Raw genomic sequence first — 12,640 nt, 5'->3', positions numbered from 1 at the left:
CATAAATTGGGGCGTATGTTATACTGAAAAAAATTTTATAGTTTAATCACTTTAGAGCATTAAAGTGAAGATAGAGGTGCGAACTTCATCAGTAAAAGCTTAGAGAAGAATGGGCTTCAATGAAAAGCTTTGAAAGGGAATGTTCGCCGAAGTGAAGAAAAACTCATTTTTTTCTTTGCTGGTCCTGCATTTAAGAGATGCCGGATTGTCAGGGCGTTGCCGCCTTGGAGAGCTATCTCACTGTGTCTGCGTATTTTTTCTTACGTTTTTCACAGCAATGAGGTAGCTATCTCATTGCTGTTTTTATTTTATTAATTTAAAAACAGCTTCATAGTGAAAACTAATTATTTATAGAATGGCGGCACTCCTTTAATGAACTTTATAGAAAGAAGGGGAAAAAATTGGGATTAATTGTCCAAAAGTTTGGAGGAACATCTGTTGGCTCCGCTCGGCGCATCTTAAACGTTGCCAATCGGGTAATTGAAGAAAAAATGAACGGAAATGACGTTGTTGTGGTTGTTTCGGCAATGGGGAAAACAACAGATGAGCTTGTCAATTTAGCAAAACAAATTTCTGCACATCCAGCAAAGCGCGAAATGGATATGCTTCTTACAACCGGAGAGCAGGTGACGATTTCGCTTTTGGCTATGGCATTGAAAGAAAAAGGCTATGAAGCCATTTCCTTCACTGGATGGCAGGCAGGCATCAAAACTGAGCCTGTTTTCGGGAATGCAAGAATAACCAATATCGAAACCGAAAAAATTCAAAAACAGCTAAATGAAGGAAAAATCGTCGTCGTAGCCGGCTTCCAAGGTATTGATGAGCAAGGAGAAATTACGACTCTTGGCAGAGGTGGATCCGATACGACAGCCGTAGCACTCGCTGCAGCTCTGAAAGCCGATAAATGTGACATTTACACCGATGTTACAGGGGTTTTTACAACCGATCCGCGCTATGTAAAGTCTGCTCGGAAACTTTCTTCTGTTTCTTATGATGAAATGCTTGAACTTGCGAATCTTGGGGCAGGCGTCCTTCATCCGAGAGCAGTAGAATTTGCCAAAAATTACGGGGTTCCTTTGGAGGTGCGCTCCAGTATGGAACGAGAAGCAGGAACGATCATTGAGGAGGAAGTAACAATGGAACAAAATCTTGTTGTCCGGGGAGTAGCATTTGAAGACGAAATCACACGAGTAACAGTTTTAGGATTGCCAAACTCGTTAACGAGTTTATCCACTATTTTTACAACACTTGCTCAACATCACATTAATGTTGATATCATTATCCAAAGTGTAACTGAAGCTGAAACAACAAATTTATCTTTTTCGATTAAGAGTGGCGATTTAGAAGAAACAATGGCCGTCCTCGAAAACAATAAGAAATTGCTTAACTACAAAGGGATTGAATCAGAAACGGGATTAGCAAAAGTTTCAATTGTCGGTTCAGGAATGATCTCTAACCCCGGAGTCGCTGCTAAAATGTTTGAAGTGCTTGCTTCAAATGGAATACAAGTAAAAATGGTGAGTACATCAGAAATTAAAGTATCGACAGTGATTGAAGAAAGCCAGATGGTCAAGGCAGCAGAAGCAATTCATCAAGCATTTGAATTGTCGGGATCGGCTGTTAAATCGTAACGCAGATCTTCAAAAAGAAATACAAAAGGGCTGACACTCAAACAAAGGGTCAGACCCTTTATTAATAAAATCATGGCTTTACGATGTCTTTCTTATCCCACTTAACCGTAAATTGCACCTTTGATCCCTTTTTATGCGGGTGTTCGAACGCTTCAGCAATCACTTGTTTTTGCTGTTCGATTTGCTGGGCGATAAAACCGGCTTCAAGCTGAAAAGAAATATCTTTTTTTGACTGCAGTCTTTGAGAAATTATGCCGCCTGTTAATTCTACTTCAAGTTCGTTATTGGATTCATTTGTAATAATCAAGGTTCCCCAGCTTGCTTTCTGAAAAAAAACACGCATTTCATCGAAATTTTCTAACGGAAATTGCCTTGCTAATCGTTTTCCGGCCCAATACAAAATATCGGATGCATCTTTTCCAAGCAGCTCAGGCAGAAGAATGTCACGTATTAATTCATAGCCGAAAGCAGAAACAACAGGAGAATCTGCGTCCTCTTCTTTTATTGTCGCTAATAATTCACTCAATGCTCTTCCCCTCTTTCTATGAATATATTATATACAATTTACCCGCAAAATTAGCATATATTTATTGAAAAAGAGAGGAAGTCAAAAAGAATTTTTTGTTATTTTAATATAATAGAATTATCAGATTTTAATTTGGAATAAAAGCTTTTGTTTATATTATTCTCAATATCAACATATTTCAAAAAAATTTTATGGATTTTTGTATCCGTTTTCTTGACGCTCTTTGTCGATGAGAGTAAAATGAACATGTCACATAAATGTAAAAAATATTTATACAATGATGATAAGGTTGCGTTCCGATAGTGGTGAGCGGAGAGAGAACCTGAACATCAGTCAAAAACCAAGGAGGATAAGTTCGTGGCAGGAAATCGAGAATTTTTTAACCGCAGGCTGCATTCATTGCTCGGGGTAATTCCGGTAGGGCTGTTCCTTACGCAACATCTTGTAGTAAACCATTTTGCTACTGGAGGAGAAGAATCTTTTAACAGAGCTGCTCATTTTATGGAGAGTCTGCCATTCCGTCTTTTCCTCGAAATATTTGTGATTTATTTGCCGCTCTTGTTTCATGCAATCTACGGACTTTATATCGCATTTACTGCGAAAAATAATGTAAGCAGATTTGGATTTTTTCGGAACTGGATGTTTTTGCTTCAGCGCGTTTCCGGGGTCATTACACTTATTTTCGTTACATGGCACGTTTGGGAAACACGCGTTGCTGCAGCTCTAGGAGCAGAAGTTAACTTCCAGATGATGGAGAACATTTTATCAACTCCGTTCATGTTCTGGTTTTATGTTATTGGTGTTATTTCTGCCATTTTCCATTTCGCGAATGGATTATGGTCATTCCTGGTCAGCTGGGGAGTAACAGTATCGCCTCGTTCCCAACAAATCTCTACTTACGTAACGTTAGGAATCTTTGTAGCTCTTTCAATTGTTGGAATTCGTGCCCTAACAGCATTTATTTAAAAAAATCAAGATAATAGAATGAAAAATGGACGGACTACGAATAGGAGTGAACCTCAATGAGTAAAGGGAAGATTATTGTAGTCGGCGGCGGTCTGGCTGGCTTAATGGCAACGATCAAAGTTGCGGAAGCAGGAACTCCGGTGGAGTTGTTTTCTCTAGTACCGGTTAAACGTTCTCACTCTGTTTGTGCCCAAGGCGGAATAAATGGAGCTGTTAATACAAAAGGGGAAGGCGACTCTCCATGGAAACACTTTGACGATACGGTTTATGGAGGAGATTTCCTTGCTAACCAGCCCCCTGTAAAAGCGATGTGTGAAGCTGCGCCAGGGATTATCCATTTAATGGACCGGATGGGTGTTATGTTTAACCGTACTCCGGAAGGCTTGTTGGATTTCCGACGCTTTGGTGGAACATTGCACCACCGCACAGCATATGCGGGAGCAACAACCGGACAGCAGCTGCTTTATGCATTGGACGAGCAGGTGCGCCGACATGAGGTGGCAGGCCTCGTTACGAAATATGAAGGATGGGAATTTCTTGGAGCAGTTTTGGATGACGAAGGAATCTGCCGAGGAATTGTTGCTCAAAACTTAACTTCCATGGAAATCAAATCATTTCCGGCTGATGCGGTGATCTTAGCGACTGGCGGTCCGGGGATTATTTTCGGAAAATCAACAAACTCTGTAATTAATACCGGTTCAGCTGCTTCGATCGTATATCAGCAGGGAGCTTACTATGCGAATGGTGAATTTATTCAAATCCACCCGACAGCGATTCCCGGGGATGACAAACTTCGCCTGATGAGTGAATCTGCACGCGGTGAAGGCGGGCGTGTTTGGACTTATAAGGACGGAAAGCCATGGTACTTCCTCGAAGAAAAATATCCGGCATACGGAAATCTTGTTCCGCGTGATATTGCTACACGGGAAATCTTTCATGTATGCGTTGATTTAAAACTTGGAATCAACGGTGAAAACATGGTGTATCTCGATCTTTCCCATAAAGATCCAAAAGAGCTTGACATTAAGCTTGGCGGAATTATCGAAATCTATGAAAAATTTATGGGCGAAGACCCTCGCAAAGTTCCGATGAAAATTTTCCCTGCCGTTCACTATTCAATGGGCGGACTGTGGGTTGATTATGATCAAATGACAAATATTCCGGGATTGTTTGCAGCAGGTGAGTGTGATTATTCACAGCATGGTGCAAACCGCCTTGGAGCAAACTCGTTATTATCTGCGATTTACGGCGGCATGGTTGCCGGTCCGAAGGCGGTTAGATACATTAGCGGTTTAGAAAAGAGTTCTGATGCTATTTCTTCTTCTTTGTTTGACCGATATGTGAAGCAAGAAGAAGAAAAGTGGAATCATATTTTGTCTCTAGATGGAACAGAAAACGCTTACGTCCTCCATAAAGAGCTTGGTGAATGGATGACTGATAACGTAACCGTTGTCCGATTCAATGATAAGCTGTTAAAAACAGATGAGAAAATTGTTGAGCTGTTGGAGCGTTATGAAAATATCAATATTAATGACACTGCTAAATGGAGCAACCAAGGTGCAGTCTTTACAAGACAACTGAAAAATATGCTGCAATTGGCACGGGTCATTACATTAGGGGCCTATAATCGAAATGAAAGCCGGGGAGCCCATTATAAACCTGAGTTCCCTGAACGTGATGATGAAAATTTCTTGAAGACAACAATGGCGAAGTTTGTGGACGCAAATTCAGCGCCTGCATTCCATTACGAAGATGTAGATACTTCCTTAATCAAGCCTCGCAAACGCGATTATTCGAAAAAGAAAGGGGAATAATAAGGTATGTCTGAGACTAAAACGAGAACGGTTCGTTTCATCATCACACGCCAAGATAATCCTGAGTCAGCCCCTTACCAAGAAGAATTTGAACTGCCATACCGTCCAAATATGAATGTTATTTCCGCATTAATGGAAATTCGCCGGAATCCGGTGAATGCGAAAGGTGAAAAGACAACACCGGTAACATGGGATATGAACTGTTTGGAAGAAGTGTGCGGAGCATGTTCGATGGTCATTAACGGAAAGCCGCGCCAATCTTGTACAGCTCTTATAGATCAACTTGAACAGCCGATCCGCCTAGAACCAATGCGGACATTTCCGGTTATCCGCGATTTGCAGATTGATCGGAGCCGCATGTTTGATTCGCTGAAGAAAGTGAAAGCATGGATTCCGATTGACGGCACATATGACCTTGGACCTGGTCCGCGCATGCCTGAGAAAAAACGCCAGTGGGCATATGAGTTATCTAAGTGTATGACATGCGGTGTTTGCCTTGAAGCATGTCCAAATGTAAACAGCAAGTCAAATTTTATCGGACCTGCCCCATTATCGCAAGTTCGCTTATTTAATGCCCATCCAACAGGTGCAATGAATAAGGCTGAACGACTTGAAGCGATTATGGGCGACGGAGGTCTTGCCAACTGCGGAAACTCACAAAACTGTGTTCAATCATGCCCTAAAGGCATTCCGTTAACAACTTCAATTGCAGCGTTAAACCGAGATACAACAATCCAGGCCTTCCGCAATTTCTTTGGAAGCGACGAAGTTTAACAAAAAGAGGCTGATCCAAAACTATGCACTAGTACCTGTCAAGTAGACACGTATAAAAGAGTGACCCCTTACGCGGTACGAGTTCTGTATTCCACCGGACTCATACCGTATTTTGTTTGAATCCGTTTTTCGTTATAATAGTTTATGTAGTCAACAATGGCTTGTCGCACTTCTTCAACGGTTTGTGGCGAACTAAAACATGGCATCTCACATTTGAGATGCCCGAAGAAGTTCTCAATACACGCATTGTCCCAGCAGTTGCCCCTGCGAGACATGGATTGTGTAAGTCCCATATTGGCTACCATTCTGATGTATGTAGGATTTGTGAAATGGAAGCCTTGATCACTATGGAGGATGGCTCCTTTCGCAAATCCTTTTTCTTTTAGTTGGTGCAGTGTTTGAAGCACAAGCCTCATATCTTGGGTGGTGCTCATATTGTAGGCGACGATTTCATTGTTGTATAAATCTTTCACCGCACATACATACATCCAGCGTTTGAACGGCTTTTTGACTTCTACATACGTGATATCTATACAAAATTTCTCTCCTGGTTGATGAGCCTGAAAATCTCGATTCAAGAGATTAGGAATATCAGCATGTGGCTGCTTTCTTTTCTTAAACTTCTTTTGGCGAATTTTACACACAAGCCCATATTTGCGCATGATTCGTGAAATACACTTGTGATTAACAATTAACCCATAGCGCTTTAGTAAGGCCGCTTTGATTCGCTTTTTGCCGTAAGTTCCTCTTGATTCCACAAAAATTTCAGCTATTAAATGATACAGCTCTTCATCTCTAATATCTCGGATTCGATGGTCTCGTTCCTTTTTCCACTTGTAGAAGCCTGAACGTGAAACATTGGTAACCTGGAGAAGAAGAGTTACAGGAAATTGATCTTCATAAGTAGCGATAAATTCAAATTGTTCCTGTTTCGTTAACACCCCCTTTTCTGTTCTAAGAGCTTTTTTAAGTATAAATTCTCGGCTTTTAATAATTGATTTTCCTCTTCTAATGTGAGAGAAGTTTTACGTGGTCGACCTTTGCCCATTCCTTTTTTGGCTCCGCGCTTATCTCTTAATCCCTCCTCCCCCAATCTTTCGTACTTATTCACCCATTCATTAATCAATCTTTTATTCTTCACTTTCAACATTTCTGCAATTTCTGTACGTGAATATCCAGAATAATATAGTTGAATTGCTTGCATTTTTAATTCAAAGGAATAGGTAAAACACTGATTACGAAATTTTGGTTCCATAAAAAATACCTCCAAAGTAGACATAATGTGATTCTAACACTCCCATTTTAGGGTCATGTTTTTTTCTGTGTCTACTTTAGAGGTACTATATCAACTAACTGGGTCAGCCTCTTTTTGTGTTTAATAAGTCAAAAAGCATGAGAAAACTGTTAGCTGATCATCAACAAGTTAAGATTAGCGGATAAGCTTTTGCACATTTTTCATAAAACCCCCATCCTTTCAGCGAATATAGTCACTCTGTTCCGTTAATTCACATATGATATGGTGACTAAATATATACCCACCCCGCGGTTCATAGCTGGCGAAGGCAAGGAGGGTTACAATACTTGAAGGAGAATGAATATTCGCACAAACCATTACTCACGAAAAGAGAAAGGGAAGTATTCGAACTGTTAGTACAGGATAAAACGACAAAAGAAATCGCTAGTGAGTTATTTATAAGCGAAAAAACGGTTCGGAATCATATTTCAAATGCAATGCAAAAGCTTGGTGTCAAGGGGCGTTCACAAGCTGTTGTAGAGCTCCTTCGAATGGGAGAACTAAAGCTTTAATCAAAACCGGCTATCCTTTCGGGAAGCCGGTTAAATCATTTATTCTTGCACAACCCATGACATGATTTTTTATATCCTTATATTTTTAATTATGAAATAATTCAGATAATTATTCGGGTTTTTATAACCAATGAAACGAACTTTCGCAAACTAAAAAACAAAGCCAATTTTTCCTTCTTGAAATTTAGTGAAAAAAGATAGAAAATAAGAGAAGCCGTGAGATTCGTGAAAGCGTAAATGGGAGTTGTGTTGAGATGAGACTGGAAGATTTGCGAAAAAACGATGGAGCAGAAATTGTAGCAGATATTGAAAAAGAATTACGATACATATCCGGCATTATTAAACAAAAGGGAAGAGAAATTTTAAGCAATTATACTATTACTCCTCCCCAGTTTGTGGCGCTGCAATGGCTTTTCGAAGAAGGAGACATGACAATCGGTGAACTCTCTAATAAGATGTATCTTGCATTCAGCACAACTACAGATCTCATTGACAGGATGGAAAAAAATAAACTTGTAATGCGCGTAAAGGATCCAAATGACAGGAGAGTCGTCCGCATTCATCTTTTGGAAGAAGGCGGAAGGATCATCGAAGAAGTAATTAAAAAAAGACAGGCATATTTGCAGGAAGTTTTAAAAAATTATTCAGTTGAAGAAGTAATTGCGCTGAAAAATAATTTAATAAGATTGCATCAAGACATGCGTGAAGAATGAGGCGAGATTTTTGAAACAACCAATAGGCATCATTGATTCGGGGGTTGGCGGATTGACAGTAGCAAAAGAAGTCATGCGCCAGCTTCCGAATGAACAGATTTTTTATCTAGGGGACACAGCTCGGTGTCCTTATGGTCCAAGGACAAGTGAAGAAGTAAAAACATTTACATGGCAAATGACCAAATTTTTGCTTGAGAAAAATATAAAAATGCTTGTTATCGCATGCAATACGGCTACAGCTGTTGCACTCGATGAAATTCGCCGCGAGCTGCCGATTCCGGTCATCGGGGTTATCCACCCCGGAGCGAGAACTGCGATAAAAGTAACAAAAAACCGGAAAATCGGGGTTATCGGAACAGAAGGAACGGTAAGAAGCAGGGCCTATGAGAAGGCATTGAAATTGATAAATCGCCATGTAACCGTCAAAAGCCTTGCTTGTCCGAAATTTGTTCCCCTTGTTGAGAGCGGTGAATATTTCGGACCGGTTGCAAAAAAAATTGTAGCTGAGACATTACAGCCTTTAAAAAACAAAGACCTTGATACGCTCATATTAGGATGCACCCATTATCCTCTTTTAGAGCCTTTAATTAAAAATTTCATGGGTAAAGGCGTAAATGTCATCAGCTCAGGTGAAGAAACGGCAAGGGAAATAAGTACGATTCTTCATCACAACGGGCTCCTTTGCGAAAGCAATGAAGAGCCAATCCATCAATTTTTTACGACAGGCTCGACTGGCATTTTCAAAAAAATTGCTTCCCAGTGGCTTGAAAAACCGATTGAAAACGTAAGTATGATAAAGCTTGGATAATAAGGCTGACTCATAAGGGTCTGACCCCCTCTATTGTAGGGGTCTGGCCCTTTACATTTGAGTCAGCTTTTTTCTGTGGAAAAGGGGCGGAGCTGCGCTAACAAAGATAGAAATGGCAACTTATTTTTAGCAAGATACTTGTTTAGCTTTGTAAATATTTAGAGCTTGGCTTCGCTCACACCGCCTTATTATGTTGGTTATGTATTATAATGAAACCTATTTCCATGGTAGGGTTGGGAGTTTAAAACTCATGCTCGTTTTTTGTTCAAAAATAATGCAAAAAATTTCTGATAAGAATGTCCAATTTTTTTGCGAAAGACGGTCTATTTTATTCGAAAGTTCGTATATATGTAGTACAAACTGTATCAGGAGGGATATTATTATGTCTATAAATAAAAAAACGCTCCTTGTATTAGCGGCTTTAGTATTATCAATAATTTTGTCCGGTTGCGGATCTTTCGGAAGTAAAGAAACAAAAATAGATCCGCCTCAAGACGTCAGTTATTTAGAAGAGGGAGAAAAAGCTTTAACAGAAGAAAATGAAAATACTGTTAAAGAGAAAACAACTGACGGAAAAGAGAAAGCTGCGGAAGAAACAGTAAAAACCGAGCTTTACTTAATTGATAAAGAAGGCTATGTAGTTCCGCAAACATTGGCTCTTCCAAGAACAGAAAGTGTAGCGAAACAAGCGCTCGAATACTTGGTTGAACAAGGGCCGGTTACAGAACTTCTTCCTAATGGATTCAGGGCTGTATTGCCGGCTGATACGAAAATGACGGTAAAAATAAAAGATGGAACTGCTGTTGTTGATTTCTCAAAAGAATTTGCCAACTATAAACCTGAGGATGAATTAAAAGTCCTGCAGGCTGTTACATGGACGTTAACCCAATTTGATTCTGTTGAAAATGTCAAAATACAAATGAATGGAAAAGAGTTAACAGAGATGCCGGTTAATGGAACCCCAATCGGCGGAGAGTTAAGCAGAAAAGACGGTATAAATATGGATACGGCCGGAGTGGCAGATATTACAAATTCGAAAGCTGTAACCGTCTATTACCTTGGCGGGGATGAAGATTCTTATTATTATGTTCCGGTCACCCGGCGTGTAGAAAATAAGGTTAAAGACGGCATTGTTGCGGCTGTTACAGAGCTGATTAAAGGACCGGGATATGCCTCTCCGCTATTAAGCGAATTCAATCCGGATACAAAACTCTTGGACCATCCAAAAGTGGAAAACGGAAATGTTACTTTAAATTTCAATGAAGCTATTTATGGCAGCCTTGAAGAAAAAATGATTTCCCAGCATGTGTTGAACTCTCTCGTTCTTTCTTTAACAGAACAGAAAGGAATTGAAAGCGTGTCAATTACGGTGGACGGAAAAACAGAAATAGTAAATGAAAATGGAAAAAAGCTTACAGAACCTGTATCCCGTCCTGAAAAAGTCAACACAGGTAGTTTTTAATAAATCTTTTTTGCTATACTATATTATGACAACGTAAGAGGTAGGCATTTCATGCCGCCTCTTCTTTAATGCTGAAAAAAGTTTGGCAGTCTTTTTAAATTAGACATTGCCAAACTGAAGGAGGAAAATAAATGCGTGTTGATGGCCGAGAATCAATGCAATTAAGAACGATACATATTGAACCGAATTTTTTGAAACATCCCGAAGGTTCGGTCCTTATTACAGTTGGTGACACGAAAGTTATTTGTACGGCCAGTATTGATGAGAGGGTTCCGCCATTCATGCGCGGGGAAGGAAAAGGATGGATAACGGCAGAGTATTCGATGCTTCCTAGAGCGACTGAACAAAGAAACATAAGGGAATCTTCAAAAGGTAAGGTATCAGGCCGCACAATGGAAATTCAGCGGCTGATCGGCCGAGCTTTACGGGCAGTTGTTGATTTAGAGAACATTGGAGAAAGAACAATTTGGCTTGATTGTGACGTTATTCAAGCGGATGGCGGGACAAGAACCGCAGCGATTACCGGTGCGTTTGTAGCAATGGCTATGGCATTATATAAGCTTTATGAAAAAAAGTCGATCGGAAAGTATCCCGTAACTGATTTTCTTGCTGCAACAAGTGTAGGGATTCTCGAAAATAAACAAATTGTATTAGACTTGAATTATGTGGAAGACTCAAAAGCGGAAGTAGATATGAATGTAGTAATGACAGGCAGCGGGGAATTTGTTGAATTGCAAGGAACGGGTGAAGAATCTACATTTTCCTACGGAGAATTGCAGGATCTTTTAAAAGCTGCGCAGGAAGGGCTTATGGAACTGTTTGAAATTCAAAAAGAAGTGCTTGGAGATGAAATTTCTAACCTAATCAAACGAAATAGAGAAGCTAAAGAGGGGAAAAGTTAGGTGAAAGAGGTTATTATTGCTACAAAAAACAGAGGAAAAGCGAAAGAGTTTGCAACAATGTTCGAGCCAAAGGGCTTTCAGGTAAAAACCCTTCTCGATTATCCTGAAATTGGCGATGTTGAGGAAACAGGATCAACTTTTGAGGAAAATGCTATATTAAAGGCTGAGTCTGTTGCCAAGCAATTAGGAAAAATGGTCATTGCTGATGATTCAGGATTAATGATTGATGCTTTAGACGGCAGACCGGGCATTTATTCGGCAAGATATGCAGGCGAGGAAAAAAACGATGAAGCCAATATTGACAAAGTGCTTAAAGAGCTTGAAGGCGTCAATGATGATGAACGGACTGCCAGGTTTTATTGTGCCCTTGCCGTTGCATTTCCAAATCAGCCGACACTTACATTTTCCGGTACATGTGAAGGATTGATTTTGAAAGAAAGAAGGGGTGCGAACGGATTCGGCTATGATCCGGTTTTTTATGTAGTGGAGAAAGGGAAGTCAATGGCAGAACTGCTTCCGGAAGAGAAAAATCAAATCAGCCATCGTGCCAATGCATTAAGAAAATTAAAAAAACAGCTTGATACCCTTTTAGGAAGGAAAGAAAGGCCATGACCAAAATTTTGATTGTCAGTGACAGTCACGGGTCTGTTGCAGAGCTGGAAAAATTGCTTGAAAAGCACGGAGATGAAGTGGACATGATGCTCCATTGCGGCGACTCCGAACTTTCAACATCTCATCCAATTATTGAACGCTTTCGGGCGGTAAGAGGAAATTGTGATTTTGACAGCGGGTTTCTTGAGGAAAGGCTTGAAGAAGCAGGTGGTAGACGGATATTTGTTACGCATGGACACCGCTACTCCGTAAAATCGTCTTTAATGAATCTTAGGTTTCGCGGAAAAGAATTGAACGCGGATATTATTTGCTTTGGACACTCTCATGTTCTTGGTGCTGAAAAGATTGATGATCTGTTGTTTATTAATCCGGGAAGCATTCTATTGCCCAGGATGAGAAAAGAAAGAACATACGTAATCATAGAGTTGTCCGGAGAGTCAGTATATTTGCAAGTGTATGATATTGAATCAGGGGAAATGCAGGATTTATTTTCGGAATTTACACTTCCAAAAAGATAGAAATGTCATTGGAACACGAGGGAAGCGGATTTTCTTCCCTCGTTCCATTGTTTTAAAAAAATATTTCAGTTTGGTGTTGACATTTAATTATTACGCTAATATAATAAA

Annotated in this window: 14 protein-coding genes and 1 riboswitch; of the genes, 11 read left to right on the top strand and 3 right to left on the bottom strand. The window is 40.1% G+C overall.

What is annotated here, in order from left to right; genetic code table 11:
* Positions 1 to 63: 63 nt before the first annotated feature.
* A riboswitch (Lysine riboswitch) is annotated at positions 64 to 243 on the top strand.
* A gap of 158 nt (positions 244 to 401) precedes the next feature.
* Positions 402 to 1,631, top strand: coding sequence for an aspartate kinase (locus C0966_RS10760; RefSeq protein ID WP_274855448.1), 1,230 nt, complete (start codon positions 402 to 404; stop codon positions 1,629 to 1,631).
* A 70-nt stretch (positions 1,632 to 1,701) separates the two neighbouring features.
* Here the strand turns inward: C0966_RS10760 and C0966_RS10755 are convergent, their stop codons facing one another.
* Positions 1,702 to 2,157 carry a YslB family protein gene (locus C0966_RS10755; protein ID WP_274855446.1) on the bottom strand — a complete coding sequence of 152 codons (456 nt, stop codon included), beginning with the start codon at positions 2,155 to 2,157 and terminating at the stop codon, positions 1,702 to 1,704.
* Positions 2,158 to 2,514: 357 nt separating this feature from the next.
* Here C0966_RS10755 and C0966_RS10750 point away from each other — a divergent pair, with 357 nt between their 5' ends.
* The 3 genes from C0966_RS10750 to sdhB are packed head-to-tail and all read left to right on the top strand — an operon-like array spanning position 2,515 to position 5,711.
* Positions 2,515 to 3,123 (top strand): succinate dehydrogenase cytochrome b558 subunit, encoded by a 609-nt coding sequence (locus C0966_RS10750; protein WP_274855445.1) that lies wholly within the window; start codon positions 2,515 to 2,517, stop codon positions 3,121 to 3,123.
* A gap of 56 nt (positions 3,124 to 3,179) precedes the next feature.
* Entirely contained in the window at positions 3,180 to 4,937 is a 1,758-nt protein-coding gene (gene sdhA / locus C0966_RS10745; protein WP_274855444.1) for a succinate dehydrogenase flavoprotein subunit, read from the top strand.
* 6 nt (positions 4,938 to 4,943) lie between these two features.
* The gene (sdhB, locus tag C0966_RS10740; RefSeq protein ID WP_274855443.1) at positions 4,944 to 5,711 is read left to right on the top strand and encodes a succinate dehydrogenase iron-sulfur subunit; all 768 of its coding nucleotides are present in this window, start codon (positions 4,944 to 4,946) and stop codon (positions 5,709 to 5,711) included.
* Between the two features lie 68 nt (positions 5,712 to 5,779).
* Here the strand turns inward: sdhB and C0966_RS10735 are convergent, their stop codons facing one another.
* Both C0966_RS10735 and C0966_RS10730 read right to left on the bottom strand, forming a co-directional pair.
* Positions 5,780 to 6,652, bottom strand: coding sequence for an IS3 family transposase (locus C0966_RS10735; RefSeq protein WP_274855270.1), 873 nt, complete (start codon positions 6,650 to 6,652; stop codon positions 5,780 to 5,782).
* The gene (locus tag C0966_RS10730; protein ID WP_274855271.1) at positions 6,646 to 6,966 is read right to left on the bottom strand and encodes a helix-turn-helix domain-containing protein; all 321 of its coding nucleotides are present in this window, start codon (positions 6,964 to 6,966) and stop codon (positions 6,646 to 6,648) included. The genes C0966_RS10735 and C0966_RS10730 overlap by 7 nt, the downstream gene beginning before the upstream one ends.
* A 326-nt stretch (positions 6,967 to 7,292) precedes the next feature.
* On the opposite strand from C0966_RS10730, the gene C0966_RS10725 reads away from it, so the two are divergent.
* From C0966_RS10725 to C0966_RS10695, 7 genes are all read left to right on the top strand, one after another.
* Positions 7,293 to 7,517, top strand: coding sequence for a helix-turn-helix domain-containing protein (locus C0966_RS10725; RefSeq protein ID WP_274855442.1), 225 nt, complete (start codon positions 7,293 to 7,295; stop codon positions 7,515 to 7,517).
* Positions 7,518 to 7,771: 254 nt separating this feature from the next.
* Positions 7,772 to 8,230: a MarR family winged helix-turn-helix transcriptional regulator gene (locus C0966_RS10720; protein ID WP_274855441.1), complete on the top strand. Its 459-nt coding sequence runs from the start codon at positions 7,772 to 7,774 to the stop codon at positions 8,228 to 8,230.
* A gap of 10 nt (positions 8,231 to 8,240) precedes the next feature.
* Positions 8,241 to 9,038, top strand: coding sequence for a glutamate racemase (gene racE / locus C0966_RS10715; protein ID WP_274855440.1), 798 nt, complete (start codon positions 8,241 to 8,243; stop codon positions 9,036 to 9,038).
* Positions 9,039 to 9,420: 382 nt separating this feature from the next.
* Positions 9,421 to 10,500 carry a GerMN domain-containing protein gene (locus tag C0966_RS10710; protein WP_274855439.1) on the top strand — a complete coding sequence of 360 codons (1,080 nt, stop codon included), beginning with the start codon at positions 9,421 to 9,423 and terminating at the stop codon, positions 10,498 to 10,500.
* A gap of 131 nt (positions 10,501 to 10,631) precedes the next feature.
* On the top strand, positions 10,632 to 11,402 hold the full coding sequence (gene rph, locus C0966_RS10705; RefSeq protein ID WP_274855438.1) for a ribonuclease PH: 771 nt from the start codon (positions 10,632 to 10,634) through the stop codon (positions 11,400 to 11,402).
* Positions 11,403 to 12,014, top strand: a complete 612-nt coding sequence (locus C0966_RS10700) for an XTP/dITP diphosphatase (protein WP_274855437.1) — start codon at positions 11,403 to 11,405, stop codon at positions 12,012 to 12,014.
* Complete coding sequence (locus C0966_RS10695) at positions 12,011 to 12,532, top strand: metallophosphoesterase (protein WP_274855436.1); 522 nt, start codon at positions 12,011 to 12,013, stop codon at positions 12,530 to 12,532. The genes C0966_RS10700 and C0966_RS10695 overlap by 4 nt, the downstream gene beginning before the upstream one ends.
* Positions 12,533 to 12,640 lie beyond the last annotated feature (108 nt).

Source organism: Bacillus methanolicus, assembly GCF_028888695.1.
Classification (GTDB): Bacteria; Bacillota; Bacilli; order Bacillales; family Cytobacillaceae; genus Bacillus_Z; species Bacillus_Z methanolicus_B.
The sequence above is the reverse complement of the archived record's forward strand: the minus strand, read 5'-3'. Positions and strand labels throughout refer to the sequence as shown.